At 60.0% G+C, this 23,385-nt stretch carries 21 protein-coding genes and 3 pseudogenes; 10 read left to right on the top strand and 14 right to left on the bottom strand.

The genetic code is table 11. From position 1 onward, the window contains the following. Nucleotides 1–99 precede the first annotated feature (99 nt). Nucleotides 100–435: pseudogene (locus tag ACKFR8_RS01790) on the top strand (recombinase family protein); the annotation flags it as partial. Between the two features lie 17 nt (nucleotides 436–452). Here the strand turns inward: ACKFR8_RS01790 and ACKFR8_RS01785 are convergent. Further along, nucleotides 453–1,157, bottom strand: coding sequence for an IS6-like element IS26 family transposase (locus tag ACKFR8_RS01785; RefSeq protein WP_001067855.1), 705 nt, complete (start codon nucleotides 1,155–1,157; stop codon nucleotides 453–455). Between the two features lie 150 nt (nucleotides 1,158–1,307). Here ACKFR8_RS01785 and ACKFR8_RS01780 point away from each other — a divergent pair, with 150 nt between their 5' ends. The 5 genes and pseudogenes from ACKFR8_RS01780 (at nucleotide 1,308) to ACKFR8_RS01760 (ending at nucleotide 5,062) form a co-directional block, all read left to right on the top strand. Next, a complete protein-coding gene (locus tag ACKFR8_RS01780) occupies nucleotides 1,308–2,123 on the top strand; it encodes an aminoglycoside O-phosphotransferase APH(3')-Ia (protein ID WP_408930431.1) in 816 nt (271 codons plus the stop codon). A gap of 156 nt (nucleotides 2,124–2,279) precedes the next feature. Then, a complete protein-coding gene (locus ACKFR8_RS01775) occupies nucleotides 2,280–2,984 on the top strand; it encodes an IS6-like element IS26 family transposase (protein ID WP_001067855.1) in 705 nt (234 codons plus the stop codon). 5 nt (nucleotides 2,985–2,989) lie between these two features. After that, complete coding sequence (locus tag ACKFR8_RS01770; protein ID WP_012360778.1) at nucleotides 2,990–3,358, top strand: recombinase family protein; 369 nt, start codon at nucleotides 2,990–2,992, stop codon at nucleotides 3,356–3,358. 65 nt (nucleotides 3,359–3,423) lie between these two features. Continuing rightward, nucleotides 3,424–4,226, top strand: a pseudogene (gene aph(3'')-Ib / locus ACKFR8_RS01765) (aminoglycoside O-phosphotransferase APH(3'')-Ib). Next, nucleotides 4,226–5,062, top strand: coding sequence for an aminoglycoside O-phosphotransferase APH(6)-Id (locus ACKFR8_RS01760; RefSeq protein ID WP_000480968.1), 837 nt, complete (start codon nucleotides 4,226–4,228; stop codon nucleotides 5,060–5,062). Before aph(3'')-Ib ends, ACKFR8_RS01760 begins: the two are co-directional and overlap by 1 nt. A 105-nt stretch (nucleotides 5,063–5,167) precedes the next feature. On the opposite strand, the pseudogene ACKFR8_RS01755 reads toward ACKFR8_RS01760, so the two are convergent. From ACKFR8_RS01755 to ACKFR8_RS01745, 3 genes and pseudogenes are all read right to left on the bottom strand, one after another. Then, nucleotides 5,168–5,266, bottom strand: a pseudogene (locus tag ACKFR8_RS01755) (IS481 family transposase); the annotation flags it as partial. Beyond that, nucleotides 5,266–6,441 carry a chloramphenicol efflux MFS transporter Cmx gene (gene cmx / locus ACKFR8_RS01750; RefSeq protein ID WP_042529219.1) on the bottom strand — a complete coding sequence of 392 codons (1,176 nt, stop codon included), beginning with the start codon at nucleotides 6,439–6,441 and terminating at the stop codon, nucleotides 5,266–5,268. The gene cmx and the pseudogene ACKFR8_RS01755, both read right to left, overlap by 1 nt. A gap of 21 nt (nucleotides 6,442–6,462) precedes the next feature. Beyond that, nucleotides 6,463–6,516: a chloramphenicol resistance leader peptide gene (locus ACKFR8_RS01745; protein WP_011113070.1), complete on the bottom strand. Its 54-nt coding sequence runs from the start codon at nucleotides 6,514–6,516 to the stop codon at nucleotides 6,463–6,465. A 280-nt stretch (nucleotides 6,517–6,796) separates the two neighbouring features. On the opposite strand from ACKFR8_RS01745, the gene ACKFR8_RS01740 reads away from it, so the two are divergent. Beyond that, nucleotides 6,797–7,975: an IS256-like element IS1249 family transposase gene (locus ACKFR8_RS01740; RefSeq protein WP_005323424.1), complete on the top strand. Its 1,179-nt coding sequence runs from the start codon at nucleotides 6,797–6,799 to the stop codon at nucleotides 7,973–7,975. 219 nt (nucleotides 7,976–8,194) lie between these two features. Here the strand turns inward: ACKFR8_RS01740 and ACKFR8_RS01735 are convergent, their stop codons facing one another. Together ACKFR8_RS01735 and ACKFR8_RS01730 are read right to left on the bottom strand one after the other, a co-directional pair. Next, a complete protein-coding gene (locus ACKFR8_RS01735; RefSeq protein ID WP_296134094.1) occupies nucleotides 8,195–8,827 on the bottom strand; it encodes an ABC transporter ATP-binding protein in 633 nt (210 codons plus the stop codon). Next, a complete protein-coding gene (locus tag ACKFR8_RS01730) occupies nucleotides 8,824–10,812 on the bottom strand; it encodes a hypothetical protein (protein ID WP_296134096.1) in 1,989 nt (662 codons plus the stop codon). The genes ACKFR8_RS01735 and ACKFR8_RS01730 overlap by 4 nt, the downstream gene beginning before the upstream one ends. 111 nt (nucleotides 10,813–10,923) lie before the next feature. Between ACKFR8_RS01730 and ACKFR8_RS01725 the strand changes: the two genes are divergently transcribed. Further along, entirely contained in the window at nucleotides 10,924–12,381 is a 1,458-nt protein-coding gene (locus tag ACKFR8_RS01725) for an integrase core domain-containing protein (RefSeq protein WP_408929761.1), read from the top strand. 193 nt (nucleotides 12,382–12,574) lie between these two features. Here ACKFR8_RS01725 and ACKFR8_RS01720 read toward each other — a convergent pair whose 3' ends face one another. The 6 genes from ACKFR8_RS01720 to ACKFR8_RS01695 are packed head-to-tail and all read right to left on the bottom strand — an operon-like array spanning nucleotide 12,575 to nucleotide 18,381. Then, a complete protein-coding gene (locus ACKFR8_RS01720; protein ID WP_408930430.1) occupies nucleotides 12,575–13,711 on the bottom strand; it encodes a cysteine desulfurase family protein in 1,137 nt (378 codons plus the stop codon). After that, a complete protein-coding gene (locus ACKFR8_RS01715) occupies nucleotides 13,711–14,670 on the bottom strand; it encodes an electron transfer flavoprotein subunit alpha/FixB family protein (RefSeq protein WP_296134100.1) in 960 nt (319 codons plus the stop codon). The genes ACKFR8_RS01720 and ACKFR8_RS01715 overlap by 1 nt, the downstream gene beginning before the upstream one ends. 13 nt (nucleotides 14,671–14,683) lie before the next feature. Beyond that, complete coding sequence (locus tag ACKFR8_RS01710) at nucleotides 14,684–15,484, bottom strand: electron transfer flavoprotein subunit beta/FixA family protein (RefSeq protein WP_296134103.1); 801 nt, start codon at nucleotides 15,482–15,484, stop codon at nucleotides 14,684–14,686. A gap of 35 nt (nucleotides 15,485–15,519) precedes the next feature. After that, entirely contained in the window at nucleotides 15,520–16,665 is a 1,146-nt protein-coding gene (locus ACKFR8_RS01705) for a THUMP-like domain-containing protein (RefSeq protein ID WP_296134104.1), read from the bottom strand. 14 nt (nucleotides 16,666–16,679) lie between these two features. Beyond that, nucleotides 16,680–17,507 carry an NUDIX hydrolase gene (locus tag ACKFR8_RS01700; RefSeq protein ID WP_408930429.1) on the bottom strand — a complete coding sequence of 276 codons (828 nt, stop codon included), beginning with the start codon at nucleotides 17,505–17,507 and terminating at the stop codon, nucleotides 16,680–16,682. Between the two features lie 19 nt (nucleotides 17,508–17,526). Then, nucleotides 17,527–18,381 (bottom strand): ABC transporter ATP-binding protein, encoded by an 855-nt coding sequence (locus tag ACKFR8_RS01695; protein ID WP_296134108.1) that lies wholly within the window; start codon nucleotides 18,379–18,381, stop codon nucleotides 17,527–17,529. Between the two features lie 66 nt (nucleotides 18,382–18,447). Here ACKFR8_RS01695 and ACKFR8_RS01690 point away from each other — a divergent pair, with 66 nt between their 5' ends. After that, nucleotides 18,448–20,454, top strand: coding sequence for a maltotransferase domain-containing protein (locus tag ACKFR8_RS01690; protein ID WP_408930428.1), 2,007 nt, complete (start codon nucleotides 18,448–18,450; stop codon nucleotides 20,452–20,454). 49 nt (nucleotides 20,455–20,503) lie between these two features. Then, nucleotides 20,504–22,624, top strand: coding sequence for a 1,4-alpha-glucan branching protein GlgB (gene glgB / locus ACKFR8_RS01685; RefSeq protein WP_408930427.1), 2,121 nt, complete (start codon nucleotides 20,504–20,506; stop codon nucleotides 22,622–22,624). 75 nt (nucleotides 22,625–22,699) lie between these two features. On the opposite strand, the gene ACKFR8_RS01680 is transcribed toward glgB, so the two are convergent. Next, nucleotides 22,700–23,092 carry an arsenate reductase/protein-tyrosine-phosphatase family protein gene (locus tag ACKFR8_RS01680; protein WP_408930426.1) on the bottom strand — a complete coding sequence of 131 codons (393 nt, stop codon included), beginning with the start codon at nucleotides 23,090–23,092 and terminating at the stop codon, nucleotides 22,700–22,702. 22 nt (nucleotides 23,093–23,114) lie between these two features. Continuing rightward, the gene (locus tag ACKFR8_RS01675; protein WP_408930425.1) at nucleotides 23,115–23,246 is read right to left on the bottom strand and encodes a hypothetical protein; all 132 of its coding nucleotides are present in this window, start codon (nucleotides 23,244–23,246) and stop codon (nucleotides 23,115–23,117) included. Nucleotides 23,247–23,385 lie beyond the last annotated feature (139 nt).

Below are 23,385 nucleotides of genomic sequence, written 5' to 3'. Positions count from 1 at the left end.
GCGTTCAAGACGCTTTGTTTATGAAGCTGGTTGAGATACATTTCCAGAGGTCAATGCAATCGTGGCCGAAGCGCCGCCTCAAACCAACGTTTGTGATACATGCTGATCGGATATGCCCGCGTCTCCAAAGCCGATGGCTCGCAGTCTCTCGACCTGCAGCACGACGCCTTGCGCGCCGCAGGTGTCGAACGGGACAATATCTATGATGATCTTGCTTCCGGCGGTCGTGATGATCGCCCTGGCTTGACTGCCTGCCTCAAGTCATTGCGTGACGGCGATGTGCTGGTGGTCTGGAAGCTCGATCGCCTCGGACGATCGCTTGCCCATCTGGTCAACACGGTGAAGGAGCTGTCAGACCGCAAGATCGGCCTGCGGGTTCTGACTGGAAAGGGCGCTCAGAGGCACTGTTGCAAAGTTAGCGATGAGGCAGCCTTTTGTCTTATTCAAAGGCCTTACATTTCAAAAACTCTGCTTACCAGGCGCATTTCGCCCAGGGGATCACCATAATAAAATGCTGAGGCCTGGCCTTTGCGTAGTGCACGCATCACCTCAATACCTTTGATGGTGGCGTAAGCCGTCTTCATGGATTTAAATCCCAGCGTGGCGCCGATTATCCGTTTCAGTTTGCCATGATCGCATTCAATCACGTTGTTCCGGTACTTAATCTGTCGGTGTTCAACGTCAGACGGGCACCGGCCTTCGCGTTTGAGCAGAGCAAGCGCGCGACCATAGGCGGGCGCTTTATCCGTGTTGATGAATCGCGGGATCTGCCACTTCTTCACGTTGTTGAGGATTTTACCCAGAAACCGGTATGCAGCTTTGCTGTTACGACGGGAGGAGAGATAAAAATCGACAGTGCGGCCCCGGCTGTCGACGGCCCGGTACAGATACGCCCAGCGGCCATTGACCTTCACGTAGGTTTCATCCATGTGCCACGGGCAAAGATCGGAAGGGTTACGCCAGTACCAGCGCAGCCGTTTTTCCATTTCAGGCGCATAACGCTGAACCCAGCGGTAAATCGTGGAGTGATCGACATTCACTCCGCGTTCAGCCAGCATCTCCTGCAGCTCACGGTAACTGATGCCGTATTTGCAGTACCAGCGTACGGCCCACAGAATGATGTCACGCTGAAAATGCCGGCCTTTGAATGGGTTCATGTGCAGCTCCATCAGCAAAAGGGGATGATAAGTTTATCACCACCGACTATTTGCAACAGTGCCAACCCATGTTATATTGCACAAGATAAAAATATATCATCATGAACAATAAAACTGTCTGCTTACATAAACAGTAATACAAGGGGTGTTATGAGCCATACTCAACGGGAAACGTCTTGCTCGAGGCCGCGATTAAATTCCAACCTGGATGCTGATTTATATGGGTATAGATGGGCTCGCGATAATGTCGGGCAATCAGGTGCGACAATCTATCGATTGTATGGGAAGCCCAATGCGCCAGAGTTGTTTCTGAAACATGGCAAAGGTAGCGTTGCCAATGATGTTACAGATGAGATGGTCAGACTAAACTGGCTGACGGCATTTATGCCTCTTCCGACCATCAAGCATTTTATCCGTACTCCTGATGATGCATGGTTACTCACCACTGCGATCCCCGGGAAAACAGCATTCCAGGTATTAGAAGAATATCCTGATTCAGGTGAAAATATTGTTGATGCGCTGGCAGTGTTCCTGCGCCGGTTGCATTCGATTCCTGTTTGTAATTGTCCTTTTAACAGCGATCGCGTATTTCGTCTCGCTCAGGCGCAATCACGAATGAATAACGGTTTGGTTGATGCTAGTGATTTTGATGACGAGCGTAATGGCTGGCCTGTTGAACAAGTCTGGAAAGAAATGCATAAGCTTTTGCCATTCTCACCGGATTCAGTCGTCACTCATGGTGATTTCTCACTTGATAACCTTATTTTTGACGAGGGGAAATTAATAGGTTGTATTGATGTTGGACGAGTCGGAATCGCAGACCGATACCAGGATCTTGCCATCCTATGGAACTGCCTCGGTGAGTTTTCTCCTTCATTACAGAAACGGCTTTTTCAAAAATATGGTATTGATAATCCTGATATGAATAAATTGCAGTTTCATTTGATGCTCGATGAGTTTTTCTGATAGTTAGTCTTTGTAGAGACACAAACCTGAAATTCCGGACACCGCGCTTCAGGACATCTCCCTGGACGCCGATATCTGGCAGTATCCGGACGGGGCACTGTTGCAAATAGTCGGTGGTGATAAACTTATCATCCCCTTTTGCTGATGGAGCTGCACATGAACCCATTCAAAGGCCGGCATTTTCAGCGTGACATCATTCTGTGGGCCGTACGCTGGTACTGCAAATACGGCATCAGTTACCGTGAGCTGCAGGAGATGCTGGCTGAACGCGGAGTGAATGTCGATCACTCCACGATTTACCGCTGGGTTCAGCGTTATGCGCCTGAAATGGAAAAACGGCTGCGCTGGTACTGGCGTAACCCTTCCGATCTTTGCCCGTGGCACATGGATGAAACCTACGTGAAGGTCAATGGCCGCTGGGCGTATCTGTACCGGGCCGTCGACAGCCGGGGCCGCACTGTCGATTTTTATCTCTCCTCCCGTCGTAACAGCAAAGCTGCATACCGGTTTCTGGGTAAAATCCTCAACAACGTGAAGAAGTGGCAGATCCCGCGATTCATCAACACGGATAAAGCGCCCGCCTATGGTCGCGCGCTTGCTCTGCTCAAACGCGAAGGCCGGTGCCCGTCTGACGTTGAACACCGACAGATTAAGTACCGGAACAACGTGATTGAATGCGATCATGGCAAACTGAAACGGATAATCGGCGCCACGCTGGGATTTAAATCCATGAAGACGGCTTACGCCACCATCAAAGGTATTGAGGTGATGCGTGCACTACGCAAAGGCCAGGCCTCAGCATTTTATTATGGTGATCCCCTGGGCGAAATGCGCCTGGTAAGCAGAGTTTTTGAAATGTAAGGCCTTTGAATAAGACAAAAGGCTGCCTCATCGCTAACTTTGCAACAGTGCCCGCTCAGATCGACACCACGACTGCGTCCGGTCGCATGGTGTTCGGAATCTTCGCCACCTTGGCCGAGTTCGAGCGGGATCTGATCCGAGAGCGCACCATGGCGGGTCTCGCCTCCGCGAGAGCGCGCGGTCGCAAGGGCGGACGAAAATTCGCGCTCACCAAAGCTCAGGTGCGTCTCGCGCAAGCCGCCATGGCCCAGCGCGATACTTCAGTTTCCGATCTCTGCAAGGAACTCGGCATCGAGCGCGTCACTCTCTACCGATATGTCGGTCCCAAAGGCGAGCTCAGAGACCATGGAAAGCATGTTCTCGGACTTACGTAGCAACTCGTTTCTTTTCGCAGGTTGAGCCACCTCCGCGCTTCATCAGAAAACTGAAGGAACCTCCATTGAATCGAACTAATATTTTTTTGGTGAATCGCATTCTGACTGGTTGCCTGTCAGAGGCGGAGAATCTGGTGATTTTGTTTTTCGACGTGGTGACGGGCATGCCTTCGCGAAAATCGCACCTGCTTCCCGCCGCGGTGAGCTCGCTGGAGAGCGTGACCGCCTCATTTGGCTCAAAGGTCGAGGTGTGGCTTGCCCCGAGGTGATCAACTGGCAGGAGGAACAGGAGGGTGCATGCTTGGTGATAACGGCAATTCCGGGAGTACCGGCGGCTGATCTGTCTGGAGCGGATTTGCTCAAAGCGTGGCCGTCAATGGGGCAGCAACTTGGCGCTGTTCACAGCCTATCGGTTGATCAATGTCCGTTTGAGCGCAGGCTGTCGCGAATGTTCGGACGCGCCGTTGATGTGGTGTCCCGCAATGCCGTCAATCCCGACTTCTTACCGGACGAGGACAAGAGTACGCCGCAGCTCGATCTTTTGGCTCGTGTCGAACGAGAGCTACCGGTGCGGCTCGACCAAGAGCGCACCGATATGGTTGTTTGCCATGGTGATCCCTGCATGCCGAACTTCATGGTGGACCCTAAAACTCTTCAATGCACGGGTCTGATCGACCTTGGGCGGCTCGGAACAGCAGATCGCTATGCCGATTTGGCACTCATGATTGCTAACGCCGAAGAGAACTGGGCAGCGCCAGATGAAGCAGAGCGCGCCTTCGCTGTCCTATTCAATGTATTGGGGATCGAAGCCCCCGACCGCGAACGCCTTGCCTTCTATCTGCGATTGGACCCTCTGACTTGGGGTTGATGTTCATGCCGCCTGTTTTTCCTGCTCATTGGCACGTTTCGCAACCTGTTCTCATTGCGGACACCTTTTCCAGCCTCGTTTGGAAAGTTTCATTGCCAGACGGGACTCCTGCAATCGTCAAGGGATTGAAACCTATAGAAGACATTGCTGATGAACTGCGCGGGGCCGACTATCTGGTATGGCGCAATGGGAGGGGAGCAGTCCGGTTGCTCGGTCGTGAGAACAATCTGATGTTGCTCGAATATGCCGGGGAGCGAATGCTCTCTCACATCGTTGCCGAGCACGGCGACTACCAGGCGACCGAAATTGCAGCGGAACTAATGGCGAAGCTGTATGCCGCATCTGAGGAACCCCTGCCTTCTGCCCTTCTCCCGATCCGGGATCGCTTTGCAGCTTTGTTTCAGCGGGCGCGCGATGATCAAAACGCAGGTTGTCAAACTGACTACGTCCACGCGGCGATTATAGCCGATCAAATGATGAGCAATGCCTCGGAACTGCGTGGGCTACATGGCGATCTGCATCATGAAAACATCATGTTCTCCAGTCGCGGCTGGCTGGTGATAGATCCCGTCGGTCTGGTCGGTGAAGTGGGCTTTGGCGCCGCCAATATGTTCTACGATCCGGCTGACAGAGACGACCTTTGTCTCGATCCTAGACGCATTGCACAGATGGCGGACGCATTCTCTCGTGCGCTGGACGTCGATCCGCGTCGCCTGCTCGACCAGGCGTACGCTTATGGGTGCCTTTCCGCAGCTTGGAACGCGGATGGAGAAGAGGAGCAACGCGATCTAGCTATCGCGGCCGCGATCAAGCAGGTGCGACAGACGTCATACTAGATATCAAGCGACTTCTCCTATCCCCTGGGAACACATCAATCTTACCGGAGAATATCGTTGGCCAAAGCCTTAGCGTAGGATTTCGCCCTCTCCCGCAAACGACCCCATCTTTGCGGCGATCGTGGCCGGATAGCCGTCTTCGACAATCAGCCGAGCTAACCGGAGACGGGCACGAGGAGTGAGAAGAGCGTTCGGATGGGTCATCAATTGGCCTCCGCCGCGGTCTTCGTAAGCGCGCGTCTGGTGAGAAGCATGATGACGAGAGCGATCGCTGTCAGCACCGAAGCGACCCAAACCGGCGCGAGCAGCCCCAGCCCGGTCGCGAGCCCGAGCGCACCAAGCACGGGCCCCGCTGCAGCTCCGATATTCAATGCTGCGGTTGCGTACGAACCGCCCATCGTTGGCGCACCCGATGCTGCATACAGCACACGCGTGATCAGAGTACTGCCGACGCCGAACGACAGGAATCCCTGAACGAGGACGAGGACGATAAGCGCAACGGGATGAGATGCGACCACTGCCAACACGATCCAGCCTGTCAGCAATAGCGGTCCGCCGACTGCGAGCACGAGGCCAGGTCGTTGATCTGATAGTCGTCCTGCGATCGTGACGCCAAGGAACGATCCGATGCCGAACATCACCAGCGCGACGGACACCCACGCTTCGGCCAAGCCCGCGGTCTCGGTCACGATGGGTGCCAGGAAGGTGAATGCCGCAAAGGTCCCTCCGTTGATCAGCGCTCCGAGTGCCATGGCCAGGATGAGCCGCGGCGTCGCCAACTGGCTGAGCTCGACACGGAGCCTTGGTGAGGTCGCGCTAGTCTCGCTCCGACCAACATTGTTCGTGACGCCACGAATGACTCCAACGGCCGCGGGAATACAGAGGATGGCGATCGCCCAGAACGTCGTTCGCCAGCCCAGCGCTGTGCCGAGCAGTGCCCCGGCGGGGACGCCCACGACGGTTGCGATCGTCGTGCCGGAGAGCAGGATCGACAGTGCACGCCCCTTCTGGTTCGCTGGCACGAGGGTAGTGGCCGTGCTCAGTGCTACGGCGAGGAATCCTGCGTTTGCGAGAGCGCTGAGCACCCGGGTGATGAGCAGGAGAGAGAACACTGGTGTCATCGCTCCGATGACGTGGCTTCCCGCGAACACGAGAAGGCAAACGATCAATGTGAGCCGCGGTGGCCAACGGCGAGCGAATGCCGCCATCACTGGCGCGCCGACGACCGTACCGACTGCGAATGCGGAGGTCAGCAGGCCCGCAGTGCCGACCGAGACGTCAAGTTCGGTCGCGATCGCGGGGAGCAATCCCGCGAGCATGAATTCTGAAGTGCCCATGACGAAGACCGCCAGGGCAAGCATGTAAAGGGCAAAAGGCATCGAGTACTCCGAGGTGTGAGATCAAGAAATGGTTCTTCTTGTCACCACGGCCAGCGCCCCGGGTACGCCAGACATACGCCCACACAGATCGTGGGCGTCGTAACTAGTGGTTCAAGGGGCTGGCGGTGTGACCGACAACCCCTGACCTGTCTGATTCGGGACTCGACATGCCCCAAACTCTAACATGCCTTCAATGGCAAGGGCAAGCGGTCTGGACAGATACTTCTTGAATCGGCACGGTGTCATTACGGGCGGGGGCCAGAACAACGTCCCTGGACATCACATCTAGCCCCCGACGGGAAATCCTCGGTGTGGCAGCCGTGATGTGCTATGCGCGGCGTGGTGTGGTGTCGCAATGTCGAAGAACCAACCACGCTGCCACTGCGGCGGTGAAATGAAACGCAACGGCACCACCAGCAAAGGCACCACCAGATGGCGCTGCAAACAATGCGGCGCCTCCAGCGTCAAACGTCGAAACGACATCACCAACGCGGCAGTGTTCACCCAGTTCATCGAGCATTGCACCACCGCAATATCACTCGACGACCTAGCCAAACGAAACGGTGTTAGCCGCGCCACCATGAAGCGGCGCTTCAAGTGGTGCTGGCTCGTTGATGTGCCTGACCCCACCGCCGGCCACCACAAGCGGATCTACGACCAGGTATTTCTCGATGGCACCTACACCGCCGGTGGCTGCCTGATCGTCGCGGCGACCATCGACCACGTGATCGCCTGGCACTGGTGCAAACACGAAACCACCCGCGACTACCAACTGCTGCTTGAACGCATCGAAGCCCCACTCATCGCCGTCATCGACGGCGGCCAAGGCGCATACAGCGCAATCAAAAAGTGCTGGCCGACTACGAAAATTCAACGCTGCCTCGTCCACGCCCAACGCGTGGTCCGCCGCTACACCACCACCAACCCACGCACCGATGCCGGGCGCACCATCTACCGACTTGCGCTGAAACTGACCCGGATCACCACACTGGATGAAGCCGCCGCGTGGGGTGTGCAACTGCACGAGTTTTCAACGATCTACCGGGAATGGATGAACGAGAAAACCATGATCAAAGACCCCAAAACAGGTGCATGGACCCGCGTGTGGACCCACCACAACGTGCGCAAGGCCTACAACAGCCTCAACCATCTTTGGCGGTCCGAGATGCTGTTTGTCTACCTCAACCCGCCAGCAGGAGTCCTTGCGCCCGAGCGGATCAAATCCACCACCAACAGCTTAGAAGGCGGCATCAACGCCCAGCTCAAACTGCTCGCCAGAACCCACCGCGGCAGATCAGGCGAACGACAACGCCGCATGCTGGATTGGTGGCTCTACTTAAAAACGGAACTGCCTGACGATCCAGTACGAATCGCCAGGCAGTCCGACTGGGGCCAGGGCCAACTCGCCAAAGTATCCACCCTGACCCAAACCGAGAACCAAGCCGACCACGAAACAGGACGCCCAGCCCTCTACGACAACGCTATCGACACCGACTACACCCACTCAATCGGCATTCAAAAAGGCCAAATCTAACCCCCGCGACACGCCGAGCCAGACACACATTTTGACCCTTAACCCAAATACTCGGAACACGGCAGTACCGAGTCCCCAGAACACCGGTACCAAAAACGCGCATCTGACAAGCTGTGCAAGGACCTGAGAAAACTTAGAGATACACTACGGCGCCTGACGTCCAATAGCCACCGTAGCACAACACCGAAGCAGTTCGTGACTGCAACATTGTCCGCTACATCAGAGCTTGACCACCGCGTCTGCATTATCGGCAATGTATGCGGAGTGAGTGGCCACGACGACCACGGCACCATTTCGTGCGAACTGACGCAGTTTATTAAGGACGAGGTGCGAGTTCTCCTCATCGAGAGCGCCCGTGGGTTCGTCGGCTAAGACGATATTCGGCTCGGAAAGGATGAGTCTGGCCAATGCAATGCGTTGTTGCTCACCGCCGGATAGCTCACTTACTGTCCGCTTTTCCGATCCACCAAGCCCAACGTCTGCCAATACTGCGGCTAAAGCTTCGCTGGAAACACGCGGAACAGCAATCTTGATATTCTCCTCCACCGTCAGGTCGGAGACCAAACCATAGTCCTGAAACAGATAACCGACATTTGCCCGGCGAAACTTACGGCGTGCACGCGAACTCATCGTCGCGAGGTTATGCCCGTCAAACTCAATGCTCCCTGTGTCCGGGACAATAAGTCCACCCAGCATGTTGAGAAGAGTCGTCTTACCGCTACCCGAGGCACCTGTCAGCGCAGTCAGCTGCCCCGCCGTAAAGTGCGCAGTGAGGTCATGGATAATCGTGCGATATTTAAAAGCACACGATACGTTTCTTACGTTCAGTGTCATTGCGGTCTTTGTGGTCATTGTGGTTGTGTTCCTTCCCGTGCATCCCAGCGCGATGCTGCCCGCAGCGTCAACAGCACGGAGGTTGCCAGCCATACTGCACCGAAACCGACAACCGCAGCGATAGTCACTGGAGTCCATTGATTCTCAAATCCGAGATTCCATGTCGATGGCACGCGCAGTTCAGCTTGGTGGCTGTGCTCGCGGAGCTTGGATAACAGCCAGCCGATCGTTGCCACGAAAAAGGCCAACTCCATGGCAACCACCTGCTTCGATACCCACCAGGGGCTTCGACCACAGATATATGCCACGTGAATCTTTCGCCGATACGCTACTCGAAATGTCATCACGGTGGCACCAACCAAGACTGTCACCAGCAGTGCTGCCACCAGGGTATTTAAGCCCCACAAGACCACGTTCTGCCCAGCCTCACGAACACTAGCCTGCCAGGAGTCCGCGCGCGGTCTGGAAAACGATAGCGCGTTGCCCGCACTTCCCCCGAGAAGTTGAGCTGGGACGTCAGCGGACGACGATAGGAGGACATGTTGGGAAACCTTGGACATCAGATTGTGGTCCCCCAACGGCGCTAAACCAGGCGGGAGGATGACCAGAATCGGGTCATCGACTAGCGGGCGAAGCTCCACATCATAGGTGAAAGCTGTTCCTACACTGCACGGAGCACGCCACTCGATAGCGGGGGCGGATTCTTCGGTGTAGCTAGCCTCAAACTCCAGTGTGTCCTTGATTGTTTCCTTGGAAGTCTGCGACAAATCCTCCGGCGAGCAGACCGTGACGTTTGTGCCGTTCAGCCCGGATACTCCGGCCTGTCGCGCGTATTCCTGGTTCACCAGCAGAACTGGAGCTTCTAATTCAACGGGCCACGTTATCCAAAAAGGGTCTACGAGTAAGAGCTTTCCTGACTTGTCGGCGGCTCGGAATGGTGCCGCAGTTTCAGAACTCGCCCATTGTTCGAAAGCAGTGTTCGTATTCAACGCGAACTCCTGCGGCCCACGATGGTGATCCCAAGCCTCCTGGAGACGGTGGCGCTCATCAAGTTCCGCGGCGAATCCCACCAACGTCGCAACCGCGGTCAAAGCCACGATGAGGGCGATACAACGGACCACGAACAACGAGTAAAGGATTGGCCTCGCATGAATCTTTCCCTTAATGGATTGGGGAATTGAGGAGATGCGAACAAGAAATTGTCCACCGAGATACCCAAAGAGCAAGACGATGAACAAAGTTATGCCGACGAGGCAAAAAATGACCCAAAAGACTCCAGCCATTGCCCAACCGTTATAAGCGTAGAGCAGCCCAGCGACGACTAGCGGGCCACCGAGAAGTGCTCTTAAAAGAACGTTTTTCTGGCGCTGAGCTTCAATGCCTAGCGTTCTCAGGAGGCTTAGCCCCAGCAGGCGGTGGACACCGATCTCCCGAGCGCGTGACAGTGCGTGACCCGCGCCAAGGACTAGGCACAACAGTATGGCCACCACAATCAGCACGGGGATTGTTGATGAGGCAAAGATCTGAACCATCCGATTGTGGAGCGGAACTGCGCCAACATCCTGGGATTCCAGCCACTGCATCAGCGCTTCTTCATCCGCAGCAGAGCCCTTGATAAAGATGATCTGGCGTGGATCAGGGTGTGGAAAGTCTTCGAGCGGATAAACAACGTCGGCTTCTCCGCGCTCAAAACGGGGGCGCTCCAGCCTTTCACTATTCGGCGGAAGTGCAGAAGAATAAACCCGGTACTCGCCACCGGATACAGCCAGAGAGGAATAGCTAATAGCAACCTCAAAACCATTGTCTCGGGCAAAGGTGCCCAAGTCGGAGAAGAAGTCTTCACGTGCTGTAGTGCGATTATCGGATTCGACTTCTACGCCATATCCGCCTAGGTGACCGTCGACCGTCGAGTACAACGTCGCTGCCAGAAACGCCACGACGGCGGCCATAATAACCGTGATATAAACACCCACGGCGACTAAGCTCGTGCTCAACTGGTGCATGCTCTAGCCTAGTGTTGTGATGTCTAGCGACATTTTGGACACGGAGTCCAGGATGTTTTTGGACGGGATGTCTAGTGGCTTTTTGGACGTTTGCGGCGGTGGAATAGCCGGATGGCTATTCCATTGCATAAGCGTAGAAAGGTCGCAGATTTCGATCCCGTTCGTGACGGCAAGACGGTCACACAGTTTTGCAAAGAATTGGGAATCTCGCGGCAGACGTACCACAACATCAAAAGCCGGATAGCGCAGAAGGGTCGGGCAGGCATTGTGCCGGATTCGACTGCCCCGAAGAATCCGATTAAGAAATTCCACGAGGCCGACAAAATCGCAGTCGTCCACGCCAGGCAGGAGTTGATGGAGCAAGGCTTGGATTATGGGCCTTGGTCGATCTACTACTTCTTGTTCGACACTGTAGGTCCAGATTCCACACCGTCGCGTTCTACAATCGCCTCGTGGCTTCATGAGCTGGGATTCGTTGATGCCAACGCCCGCAAACGGCCACGCAGCTCCTATAAGCGCTTCGCCCGCGCTCTCGTCGGTGAACTCTGGCAGATCGATGGACTGGTCTATCGCCTCTTTGACCACGCCCACACACATGTCACGATTTACCAGGTTATCGATGATGCCAGCAGGTTCGATGTCGGAACCACAGCGTTCGCTCTGCCAGAAAACGGTACTGATGCGCGCGCTGTGCTGGCCGCAGCGTTCGCCGCCTACGGCAAGCCCCAAGAAATCCTTTCCGACAATGGCGATGCGTTTGCCACCTATCACCGTGGTTTTCTCTCTGCTACTGAAACTTGGCTCGCCAGCCAAGGCGTTCTTGCTATTGCTGGTTTCGCCCCGACAACCCAGGGAAAAGACGAGCGCTCTCACCGCACGTTGACCCAGTTCCTCGATGCACGCCACCCAGTTAGCCTTGCTGAGGTCAACGCCTATCTGGCTGAATATCGCCAGGTGTACAACGAGCGACGACGGCATCAATCACTGCTGGTCGGCAAAATGCACATCACACCACGCCAGGCTTTCGATACCTTCCCCAAGGCACCGTCGCCTACGCATCCACTCGATCCTGAGCAGGTCTGGGCCCGCGTAGTCGCCTACAACCAGGCTCACAATCCACACGCTGTACCCGAAATGCTAAACGGCCCCGTGGAAGCGGCAACTTCACACGAGGCCAGCACCGATGACATGGCAGCTCAGCAGGGCATACCTTCCACCGATACCCCCACACTAACGGTGCCGACGACAAATTCAACAAACCATTGGGGCATCCCAGACCAGCTCTGCGTGAGCAAAGATGGCGTTGTACGCGTGTGCGGCTTCGGTCTCTACATTGGTCTGAGGTTTAAAAACCGCAGGCTCTACTCCACGGTCACAGCCGATAACGTTGCGGAGTTTTACACGGCCCATGACGGTGAATTCCTCTTCAGCGTGCCGCTGCCAATCACGTTGAGCCACAGGCCACCAGGTGGCCAGATCAACATCAACCTCGTTGAAGGAATGAAACATCGCCAACCACCGCGGATGAACCCGAAACTATCCAAACCCCGGCCGAAACGCAGGCCATAACCATAAACCGCTAGAAGTGTCCAAGAACTCCATGGATTCCGTGTCCAAGAAGACACCGGACTCCATGTCCAAAAACCCTATGGACATAACAGCTCTAGCCTAGTGTGAGCTCGCTAACAAAATGGAACATGCTCGCCAAGAGTACACCACAATTTCGATAACACGCCGGACGGCGAAAAATGCTGTGGATAAATTAGACCGAACGGGCGCGGCGAATGATCTCCGGAAGCTCGGCCAGCACGGCGTCGATGTCCTCCTCCGTCGTGAGGCGACCCAGGGTAAAACGCAGGCTGCCGCGGCCGTGTTCCTCATCAATGCCCATGGCTTCGAGCACGTGGGACATGCGGTTAACACCCGCGTGGCAGGCGGAGCCGGCGGAGGCTTCGATCCCGGCGGCGTCGAGCAGCATGATGAGGCTGTCGCCGTCCGTGCCGGGGAAGGACACGTGCAGGTGGGAGGCCAGGGTGGGCTCGGCGGAGTTAACGATGACGTTGTCGATGCTGGACTCGATGCCTGCCTTGAGCTTGTCGCGCAGAGCGCTCAGACGTGCGCTCTCCTCTTCCATCTCCTCGACAGATTCGCGCAGGGCTGCAGCGAGTGCGCTTGCGCTCGCCACATCGACAGTGCCAGGGCGGATGCCGCGCTCTTGGCCACCGCCGAAGGCTAGTGGCAGCGGCGCTGGGGTACGGCGAGCGAGGAGCAGGCCGATGCCGCGGGGACCGCCGAACTTGTGGGCGCTGGCCGCGAGTGTGGTGGCTCCCAGCTCGTGGAAGTTGATGGGCAGCTTCCCGGCGACCTGCACGGCATCGATGTGCACTGGGGTGTTCTGCGCGGCGGCGCGCTGCGCAATGTCGGCCACCGGCTGGATAGCGCCGGTCTCGTTGTTGGCCCACATGCAGGTGGCCACCGCGGCCGGGGTATCTAGGGCGCTAAGGTCACTGACGTGCCCCGTGGAATCAACTGGGAGCAGGTCCACGCTGGCCCCGTGCTCAGCGTGGAGCTTCTCCACGGTTTCGAGCACGGCGGGGTGCTCGATGGGAGTCGAGATGATGCGCGTCTCCACCTCCGGTGCTGCGCTTTGCGCAGCGCGGTACAGCCCCTGGATGGCAATGTTGTCCGCCTCCGTGCCAGAGGAGGTGAAGATGACCTCGATGGGTTCGCAGCCCAGCAGCTCGGCGACGGTCTCGCGGGCGTCGTCAAGCACAGAGCGCGCCTTGCGCCCCGAGGCGTAGGACGCGCCCGGGTTGAGGGAGCTAGCTGCCGTGGTCCATGCGTCGATGGCGCTTTGGCGCATGGGCTGGGTGGCTGCGTAATCGAGGTAGAGCGGCATTAGTTGCCTGCCTCCTTGCGGTTTTCCAGTTCTTTAGCCAAGGCCGGGGCAATCTCGTGAAGGTCGCCCACCACGCCCAAGTCGGCGATCTGGAAGAAGGGCTCGTCCTGGTCCTGGTTGACCACCACGATGGTCTCCGAGGTCTGCATGCCGGAGGTGTGCTGGATGGCGCCGGAAATGCCGAGGCCGATGTAGAGCTTCGGGGAGACCGTGACACCCGTCTGGCCGATCTGGTGGGCGGGGTCGTAGAAGCCCTCGTCCACGGCGTCACGGGTGGCACCGACGGCGCCCCCGAGGGCGTCAGCCACCGGCTCCACCACGTCGGCGAACTTGTCGCCCACGCCGCGGCCGCCGGCGACGACGACCTTGGCAGAGGTCAGCTCCGGGCGTGCGGTCTTCTCCGCCGGGGTGAAGGAGGTGACGGTGACGTCCTTCGAGGTGGCAGCCGGCAGCTCAAAGGGAGCGGGCGCTGCAGTCACCGGCTGTGGGTCCGCGGTGACGGAACCCGGGCGCAGCGTGTAGACCACGGAACCGGTGGCGGTGGCGGAGGTCTCGTAGGAGCCACCGAAGATGGTGTGGTGCGCGGTGCCGTCGGCGTTGATGCCGTCGACGTTGACCAAAGCACCCGAGCCCAAGCGGGCGGCGAGGCGGCCGGCGATTTCGTTGTTCGTCGGGGTGGAAGCCAGCACGATGGGCGCCGGGTTGTTGGCAGCCAAGGCGTGGAGCGCGTCCACCTCCGGGGTAACGATGCGCTGGTCGTAGTCCGCGGCGGTGGCCTGCACCACCTGGGCCGCGCCCAGGGCGCCCAGCTCGGCGTCGAAGGATGCGGCGGTAGCGGCATCCTTGGCTACGACGACAGCGGAGACGGTGCCGAGTGCGCGGGCGGCGGTGATGAGCTCGCCGGTTACGGGGCTGAGCTGCTCTGCTTCGTGCTCAACTAGGACATAAACGTGAGACATGAACTTTTCTCCTTTAACCCTCGATGAGATTCTTGGCGGCCAGGAAGTCGACGATCTTCGCGGCGGCGACGGCCGGATCTTGTTCGATGATGACTTCACCGGCGGTGCGGGCCGGGCGCTGCGCGGAGGCGGTCACCGTGGTGGTGGACGGCACGCCGTCGATGCCCAGGTCTGCCACGGCGAGCGTGGTCACCTCGGCCTTCTTGGCGGCCATCAGCCCCTTGAAGTTGGGGAAGCGCGGCTTGTCGGCCTTGTCGGTAAAGGACAAGATGGCCGGCAGGTTGGCCTCAAGCTCCCAGTGGCCGTGAGCATCCTCGCGGGTGCCGGTGGCGGTGGCACCCGCCAGGGAGGCGGCCTTGAGCTCGGTCAGGGCGGGCAGCTGGCGGTATTCGGCAAGCAGGCCGGCGACGAGGCCGGTGGAGGCATCGGAGGAGTTGTTGCCCAGGGTGATGACCTGAACCTCACCGAACTTCTCGCCTACCTGGTTGATGGCGGCGTTGAGGACCCAGGCGGTGGCCAGGGCATCGGCGCCGGACAGAGAGTCGTCGACCACGTGGACTGCGTGATCCGCGCCCATGGCCAGGGCCTTGCGCAGGGCTTCGTCGGCAGCCGCCGGGCCCATGGTGAGTGCTACGACCTCGTAGCCGGCGTCGGCGTTGTCGTCGCGCAGACGCAGGGCCTGCTCGACGGAGTACTCATTGACCTCGTCGATGACGTTGTCCACCGAGGTGCGGTCCAAGGTGTGGTCCGCCTCCAGAGTCTTCGTTGACCACGTATCCGGTACGTGCTTAACCAGAGCCACGATAGTTGGCATGTGGGCACTTCCCCTTCCACTATTTTTAAGAACAATTAGGGTGCGTAATTACCTTCGGACGATACTACTCGCGGTCCACACAGAAGGGCGACCCCCTGGCTCCCAATGCGGGTAATCACGAGCGTCTTAGCCGTCGACCCCTTCAATTTGAGCTTCTTGCGCAGCTGGTCAGGGTCCACGTCTTGGCCGCGCACCAGGATTTCCAGCGCCCCGACGTCGTGCGCCGCCATCGCCGTCTTGAGCTTGCGCATCGGCACTTCCTCGATGAATTCAAATCCGGACGTCCCTGCCGGCAGACGCGCGCCGGTGAGGTAGGCAATCCGCGGATCCAGCTGGTGGAGCCCCTCCCGGGCGGCATAGTGGCGCACCAGTCCCGCGCGCACGATGGCGCCGTCCGGGTCGATGACGAAGCGCCCCACAGGCCCGGCCTCCGGCAGTTCGCCCTCAGGCACATCGGAATCGATGACGTCGGTGTGCCCGTGGCGGATGACCACGGCGCGCTTGTCCATCCCGGCGCTGAGATCTGGGGTGTAGAGGCAGGTCTCCTTCACGCCACCGTCCACGCTGACTACACAGGCCAGACCCTCCCACTCCGAGTGGTCGATGCCGGGCGCACATTTAATGGCGAGCGTCGGGTGGGCGGCGATAAGCGCCGGCAACGGCGGCAGCAGCTGGTCCAGCTTGGAGATGCGGTTGCCCCCGGCGCGGCGGGCGGGGTCGGCGATGCAGACCTGTGCGCTCGTCGTCGTAGTGAGCGCGTCGGCGCGGAAGACTGGGTGCTCGATGTTGTGGCGCGCCATGGCCACGCGGGAGGCGTCGAGGTCGCTTCCCACGTACTCCCCCGACTTAAAGGCCTGCCCCTCGGTGCCGATGGAACAGGTGAGATCGTGGACCAACCGCACACCCTGCTCGCGCAGAAAACGCGCGCGGTAGTCCGCCACGGCGGGCGGGGTGGCCTGTTGGGCGGAGTCGTGGTCCATGAGCCAGTCTTCAGGCAGCTTTCCGGAACGGCGGGCGTGGAGCAGTTCGGAGACGGCGCGTCCGTGCTCGCCGAACCTGTCCTTCAGCGTGGCGGCATCCCGCAGCTGTGACTTCTTAGTGAGCTCCAGCGTGGCGGCCGCGGCGGTGATGTCGGCGGCATGGGTGGCGAGGAACTCGACGTCGTCTGGGGTATAGCTCATGATGGAAAAGCAGTTTAGATGCGGTTGACGGGGCTGGTGGTGAAGTACTCGCGGTAGCGCTCGTCATCCATGGGGTCCCCGATGATGGGACGCAGGTCCGAAAAGGACGCGTCCTGCACAACGTCCTGGACGCTGGCGTAGGAGGCTAGGCGCTTGAGCTGCGCCCAGGTGGGGATGGCCAGGCGCACCAGCCCGGCGCGCCACCCATCGAGTACCAGTTGCGGGCGGAACCAGCCGGCGTCGTCAGCTTCCCCGGTGTCGCCGTCGGGGTCTTGGCCGTCCGGGAGCACGCCGATGAAGAAGAAGGTGTCGAACCAGTGGCCCTTGAATTCGCCTGCCCAGCGGGACCACGGTTGGAGCATGTCGGCGTCGAGCCGCATGCCGTTGTGGAAGAGGAACTCGGTGAAGGAAATGGCATGGGTTTCGAGCAATCCCCGCTCGCGGTGGTAGCGGGAGGCGTCGGAGACGATGCCGTCCTCCCGGATGGCCAGGAGCGTACCGGCTTCCTCGAAGAGCTCGCGGGCAGCGGCGAAGACCAGGGCGTGGGCCTTGTACTTGGTCACGCCCATGCGCCGGGCCAGGGAGATGACGGAGCGGCCTGCCCACAGGTCGCCGGAGTGCCACATACGTGGAGGGAAGTCACGCGGATCTACCCCGCCGCCGGGGAAGACCACGTGCCCGGGGTAGTTGCGCATGGTTGGCACCCGCTCTTGGACCCACACCTCCAGCCCGTCGTCGCCATCGCGCAGCAGAAGCACCGTGGCGGCGAGGCGCGCACCATTAAAGCCGGTGGTCTCGCTGGGATCGATGGCGTCGAGACTGTCGTGGATGGGGTTGCTCATTCAGCTTTCCAGGAACGCTCTAGCGGATGCGGCGGGCGAAGTAGCGCTCCCCAATCCGGTCCACCTGGATGGGCTGGTGGAAGGCAGCGGAGAGATTCGCCGACGTGAGCACCGAATTGATGAGGCCTTTGGCCACGACCTTACCCTCATCCAGGAGCATGGCATGCGTAAATCCGTAGGGGATCTCCTCCACGTGGTGGGTAATCATCACGATGGCGGGGGCGTCCGGGTCGAGTGCTAGGTCCCCCAGGTAGCCCACGAGGTCCTCGCGGCCGCCGAGGTCCATGCCGGCAGACGGCTCATCCAAGATGAGCAGCTCCGGGTTGGACATGAGTGCGCGGGCCAGCACGACGCGCTTCTTCTCCCCCTCCGACAGGGTGCCCCACGTGCGGTCTGCCAGGTGGGACGCCCCGACCTGGGCCAGGATCTCCCCGGCGCGGGAGAAGTCCATGTCCTGGTAGTCCTCGCGCCAGCGGCCCAGCACGGCGTAGCCGGCGGAGATCACCAGGTCGTCCACGCGCTCGCTGTCCGGGATGCGGTGCTGCACGGCGGCCGAGGAGATGCCGATGGCCGCGCGCAGGTCGCGCATGTCCGTCTTGCCAATCCGCTCACCCATGATGAAGGCGCGTCCGGCGGAGGGGAACTCCTCGGCGGCGGCCATGCGCACCAGCGAGGTCTTCCCGGCGCCGTTGGGGCCGATGATGACCCAGCGCTCGTCGAGTTCTACCTGCCAGTCAACGGGGCCGACGAGGGTGCGCCCGCCGCGGCGCAGTTCCACTCCGCGGAAGTCAATGAGCCAGTCCTCGTCGGTCTCGCTCTCTGGGGAGGGCACGGGGTTGTTCACAGCAGAAGTCGCGGGGTTCACAGGATCCATGTCTCCTATTGTGGCCGAATTCTTCCTTCCCCGGTGAAAGTGACACAGCTGCATTATTCTATGGGCATGACTCAACGCCTTGGTATAGACGATGTCCGCCCTTGCCTCCACGGAGGCGTCGCCTCCAAAGCTGTGGTCGGTGAGGTTGTCCCGGTAACTGCTCTGGTGTGGCGCGAGGGCCACGATGCCGTTGCCGCCACCCTGTCGGTGTGGAACACCGAATCCCCCTCCACCTCCGCGTACACCATGACGGTGGATCCGGAGGACCAGGACCGCGTCCACGGCGTGTTTACTCCGGCGACTCCCGGCCGTTGGTTTTTCCGGGTCGATGCATGGTCGGATCCCATGTCTACCTGGCGCAACGCGGTGACCAAGAAGATGGAGGCCGGCCAGTCGGTCCACGAGCTCAATAACGATCTCCTCCACGGCGCGGAGCTCTTCGAGGAAGCGGCCATCCAGTCTCCCAGCGAGAAGGCCGAAAAGCTCTTCCAGGCGTCGAAGGAGCTGCGGGACGAGACTGTGGACGTCGATCAGCGCGTGCGCACCGCGCTGGGCGACGATACCTGGGACACCCTCCGCCGCCACCCGCTGCGCCACCTGTTGGTGGAGGGAGATATTCACGAGGTGTTGGTAGAGCGCCGCGAGGCCCTGTTTAGCTCCTGGTACGAGCTCTTCCCGCGCTCCACCGGCGGCTGGGACGCCGAGGGAAACCCGGTGCACGGCACTTTTCAGACCACCGCCGCCGAACTGGAGCGAGTGGCCAGCATGGGGTTTGATACCGTCTACTTCCCGCCCATCCACCCCATTGGTGAGGTGCACCGTAAGGGCAAGAACAACTCCGTGGTTGCGGAGCCGGGCGATGTCGGCTCGCCGTGGGCCATCCAGGACCACTCCACGACGCACCCGGAGCTGGGCACCATGGAGGACTTCAAAGAGCTGGTCGCCCACGCCGAGGAGCTGGGCCTCGAGGTCGCCATCGACTTGGCCCTGCAGGCCTCCCCGGACCACCCGTGGGCGGAGACCAACCCGGAGTTCTTCACCGTGCTGGCGGATGGCACCATTGCCTACGCGGAGAACCCGCCGAAGAAGTACCAGGACATCTACCCACTGAACTTCGACAACGATCCGGACGCCATCTACCAGGAGATCTACCGCATCGTCATGATTTGGGTGGACGCCGGCGTGAGGACCTTCCGCGTGGATAACCCGCACACCAAGCCGGCCAACTTCTGGAACTGGCTGATCTCCAAGGTCCACGTCACCCACCCGGAGGTCATCTTCCTCTCCGAGGCCTTTACCCGCGCCCCGCGCCTGTTCGGCCTGGCCAAGGCGGGCTTTACCCAGTCCTATACCTACTTCACCTGGCAGACCTCGAAGTACGATCTGACCAAGTTTGCGCAGATGCACGTAGACCAGGCGGACATTTGCCGCCCCAACCTCTTTGTCAACACCCCGGATATCCTGCACGAGTCCCTGCAGACCGGCGGGCGCGCCATGTTTGCCATCCGCGCCACCCTGGCCGCCACCCTGTCCCCGCTGTGGGGCGTGTATTCCGGCTTCGAGCTCTACGAGCACCAGGCCGTCAAGCCTGGCAGCGAGGAGTACCTCGATTCGGAGAAGTACCAGCTGCGCCCGCGCGACTTCCAGGCGGCGGTGAAGTCGGGCGATTCCCTGGAGTCCTACCTGCGCCTGCTCAACCTGATCCGCCGGGAGAACCCGGCTCTGCAGCAGCTGCGCTCGCTGCGCTTCCACCACACGGATAACGACGCCATCATGGCCTACTCCAAGGCGGATGCGGCCACGGGCAACGTGGTGCTCGTGGTGGTCAACCTGGACCCACGCAACGCGCAGGAAGCCACGGTGCACCTCGATCTCCCGGCAGTGGGCCGCCACCCGGGCGATACGTTTACCGTGCAGGATGCGATCAGCGGCGCGGCCTACGAGTGGTCGGACCACAACTTTGTGCGCTTGGAGCCGCTGCGCGACGTGGCCCACGTCTTCATCCTCCCGCCGGCCGCCCACGAGCTGCAGGAACGCCTGGCCTGGCGGCGGGTGGAGGACTACCGCGCTTAATTTGGCTTAGGCCCCGCGCGCACGCGCGTGATTAGGTAATTTGGTCGGTATGAACATCCCGGCATCCGACCTTGAACGCCTCAATATTTGCCGCCACCACGCGCCGCACGATTTCTACGGGTGGCACGCAGGCACCGTCCTTACCCGCCGCCCCGGGGCCGAAGCTGTAGAGCTGGTCACCGCAACTGACACCATCACCATGACTCCTGCGGGCAACGACCTGTGGGAGGCACCGCTGGCGGTTGAGGAAGACTACCGCCTGCGGATCACGTACCCGGGCCAGCCTGCTGTCGAGGTCGCCGACGGCTACCACTTCCTGCCCACCTTGGGCACGCTGGACCTGCACCTGATTGGTGAGGGCCGCCACGAGCGCCTCTGGGAGGTGCTGGGCGCCAACCTGAAGTCCTACACCACGGACATGGGTGAGGTCACCGGCACCGCTTTCGCCGTGTGGGCGCCGAACGCCGAAGGTGTGGCCGTGGTAGGAGATTTCTGCGGCTGGAACCCCACGCAGTTCCCCATGCGCGCCCTGGGCTCCACCGGTGTGTGGGAAGTGTTTATCCCCGGCGTGGGTGAGGGCGAGCGCTACAAGTTTGCCGTCCACGGTAAGAATTCCCCGCGCGTGGACAAGGCGGATCCGCTGGCTAAGCGCACCATCGCGCCGCCCGAAACCGCCTCCGTGGTCTCCAGCACCACCTTCGCGTGGAGCGACGCGGAGTGGATGTCCGCGCGCACGGATGACCTGGATGTGCCGATGAGCATCTACGAGCTGCACGTGGGCTCGTGGAAGATCGGCGCCAACTACAACTCCCTGCGCCAGGAGCTCATCCCCTACCTCCAGGAGCACGGCTACACCCATGTGGAGCTTCTCCCGGTAGCGGAGCACCCGTTCGGCGGCTCCTGGGGCTACCAGGTCTCCGGCTACTATGCTCCATCTGCCCGCTGGGGTTCCCCGGACGAGCTGCGCGCGCTTATCGACGAATTGCATAACGCCGGCATCGGCGTCTTCATCGACTGGGTTCCCGCCCACTTCCCCAAAGACGAGTGGGCCCTCGGACGCTTCGACGGCCAGGCCCTCTACGAGCACCCGGACCCGCGCCGCGGCGAGCAGGCTGACTGGGGCACGTACGTCTTCGACTTCGGCCGCAACGAGGTCCGCAACTTCCTCGTAGCCAACGCCCTCTACTGGGCGGAGGAGTTCCACATCGACGGCCTGCGCGTTGATGCCGTAGCCTCCATGCTCTACCTCGACTACTCCCGCGACGAGTGGCTACCCAACATCTACGGTGGACGTGAGAACCTCGAGGCCGTCCAATTCCTGCAGGAAACCAACGCCACGCTCAACCGCACCAACCCGGGCGTGCTGACGATTGCGGAGGAATCCACCTCCTGGCCGGGTGTTACCGCCCCGACCAGCGAGGGTGGCCTGGGCTTCAACTTGAAGTGGAACATGGGCTGGATGAATGACACCCTGGAGTACTTCAAACACGAGCCCATCCACCGCCGCTACCACCATGGCGAACTGACCTTTTCCATGGTTTACGCCTACTCCGAGCGCTACGTGCTGCCGTTTAGCCACGACGAGGTCGTCCACGGCAAGGGCTCACTGTGGAAGCGTATGCCTGGGGACGACTGGAATAAGGCCGCAGGCCTGCGCGCCCTCTACGGCTACATGTTCTCCCACCCAGGCAAGCAGCTCATGTTCATGGGCCAAGAATTCGGCCAGACCACCGAGTGGGCTGAGGGCAACTCCGTGGATTGGTCCAACTTGGAAGGCTGGGGCAGCGAGTGGCACCACGGCATCAAGCGCCTCGTGCGCGACCTCAACGCCGTGTACAAGGATAACCCGGCCCTGTGGTCGCAGGACTTCAGTCAGGACGGCTTCCAGTGGGTCAAGGCGGATGATGCCAACAACAACATGTTGGGCTACGTGCGCTACGGCACCGACGGCTCCGCCTTGTTGGCGGTGTGCAACTTCTCCGGCAGCTCCGTGCCGAACTATGACCTGTGGGTGCCGCGCAACGGTAACTGGGAGCTGGTCATCAACACCGATGACGCCGTGTACCAGGGTGCTGGCAACGACCTTGCCCATCGCGTGCGCTCGGAGGGCAATCACCTGCACCTGCACCTGCCGGCTAACTCGGTGCAGTGGTACTCCTTCCGCGGCTAAGGCTCGCGGCTCAGGCACACAGCAACCGCCCGAACTGAGAGACTATCCTGCTCAGTTCGGGCGGTTGTTGCAGTCTTAGGAATGGGAGTCGATGAAAGCGCGCACGCGGGCATCGATGTCATCACGCAGTGCGTCCATGCGCTCCTCACCCTCTATGCCGCGCAGCGAGGGATCTTCAATGTCCCAGCGTTCGGCCTCACCCTCGTAGTGGGCATCTCCGACGACGATGACGTGGTCGACGTCAGCGGCGAGGGTGGCGTCAATAAGCGTAGGCGTTCCCGACATGTCAGCACCGACCTTGGCCAGCGACGCTTGTGCCTCGGCGTTCACGCCCTGCTCACGGTGCTGCTCAGTGGTCTTCACACCAGCGGAGTGAATTTCCCAGTCCGGAGCATGCTTTTTAGCCAGCGCGGCCGCCATCTGGGATTTGCCGCGGTTGGTATTGCAAAGAAAAAGTACGGAAGTCATGCCTCCGTACTCTAGTTGATAGTTACTTGACCGACTTTTCAATCTCGTAATACACCGGCAGGGACTTCCAGTTGAATGTCACGTTGCTGACGTTCTCCGACCAGCCGCCGACCACATTGGGGTAGAACAGCGGGATGGCGGGCAGGTCCCGCAACAGCAGTTCCTGCGCCTGGTTGTAGATCTTCGCGGCGTCGTCCGGGCTTTATAACACTAAAAAGAATCTAGCATGACACAGCTCACATACGGGCTGGTTTGGTGAGGTCCTTTTCACTCACGGTCCCTCGCGCAGGGGA

Source organism: Corynebacterium axilliensis, assembly GCF_046097495.1.
Classification (GTDB): Bacteria; Actinomycetota; Actinomycetes; order Mycobacteriales; family Mycobacteriaceae; genus Corynebacterium.
Note: the sequence above shows the minus strand (reverse complement) of the source record. Positions and strands in the feature narration are given on the sequence as shown.

What these genes read in the sequence shown, in the direction of transcription:
- ACKFR8_RS01785 (WP_001067855.1), bottom strand. Translation starts at nt 1,157, where the DNA reads ATGAACCCATTCAAAGGCCGGCATTTTCAGCGTGACATCATTCTGTGG.
- ACKFR8_RS01780 (WP_408930431.1), top strand. Translation starts at nt 1,308, where the DNA reads ATGAGCCATACTCAACGGGAAACGTCTTGCTCGAGGCCGCGATTAAAT.
- ACKFR8_RS01775 (WP_001067855.1), top strand. Translation starts at nt 2,280, where the DNA reads ATGAACCCATTCAAAGGCCGGCATTTTCAGCGTGACATCATTCTGTGG.
- ACKFR8_RS01760 (WP_000480968.1), top strand. Translation starts at nt 4,226, where the DNA reads ATGTTCATGCCGCCTGTTTTTCCTGCTCATTGGCACGTTTCGCAACCT.
- cmx (WP_042529219.1), bottom strand. Translation starts at nt 6,441, where the DNA reads ATGCCTTTTGCCCTTTACATGCTTGCCCTGGCGGTCTTCGTCATGGGC.
- ACKFR8_RS01740 (WP_005323424.1), top strand. Translation starts at nt 6,797, where the DNA reads ATGTCGAAGAACCAACCACGCTGCCACTGCGGCGGTGAAATGAAACGC.
- ACKFR8_RS01735 (WP_296134094.1), bottom strand. Translation starts at nt 8,827, where the DNA reads ATGACCACAAAGACCGCAATGACACTGAACGTAAGAAACGTATCGTGT.
- ACKFR8_RS01730 (WP_296134096.1), bottom strand. Translation starts at nt 10,812, where the DNA reads ATGCACCAGTTGAGCACGAGCTTAGTCGCCGTGGGTGTTTATATCACG.
- ACKFR8_RS01725 (WP_408929761.1), top strand. Translation starts at nt 10,924, where the DNA reads ATGGCTATTCCATTGCATAAGCGTAGAAAGGTCGCAGATTTCGATCCC.
- ACKFR8_RS01720 (WP_408930430.1), bottom strand. Translation starts at nt 13,711, where the DNA reads ATGCCGCTCTACCTCGATTACGCAGCCACCCAGCCCATGCGCCAAAGC.
- ACKFR8_RS01715 (WP_296134100.1), bottom strand. Translation starts at nt 14,670, where the DNA reads ATGTCTCACGTTTATGTCCTAGTTGAGCACGAAGCAGAGCAGCTCAGC.
- ACKFR8_RS01710 (WP_296134103.1), bottom strand. Translation starts at nt 15,484, where the DNA reads ATGCCAACTATCGTGGCTCTGGTTAAGCACGTACCGGATACGTGGTCA.
- ACKFR8_RS01705 (WP_296134104.1), bottom strand. Translation starts at nt 16,665, where the DNA reads ATGAGCTATACCCCAGACGACGTCGAGTTCCTCGCCACCCATGCCGCC.
- ACKFR8_RS01700 (WP_408930429.1), bottom strand. Translation starts at nt 17,507, where the DNA reads ATGAGCAACCCCATCCACGACAGTCTCGACGCCATCGATCCCAGCGAG.
- ACKFR8_RS01695 (WP_296134108.1), bottom strand. Translation starts at nt 18,381, where the DNA reads ATGGATCCTGTGAACCCCGCGACTTCTGCTGTGAACAACCCCGTGCCC.
- ACKFR8_RS01690 (WP_408930428.1), top strand. Translation starts at nt 18,448, where the DNA reads ATGACTCAACGCCTTGGTATAGACGATGTCCGCCCTTGCCTCCACGGA.
- glgB (WP_408930427.1), top strand. Translation starts at nt 20,504, where the DNA reads ATGAACATCCCGGCATCCGACCTTGAACGCCTCAATATTTGCCGCCAC.
- ACKFR8_RS01680 (WP_408930426.1), bottom strand. Translation starts at nt 23,092, where the DNA reads ATGACTTCCGTACTTTTTCTTTGCAATACCAACCGCGGCAAATCCCAG.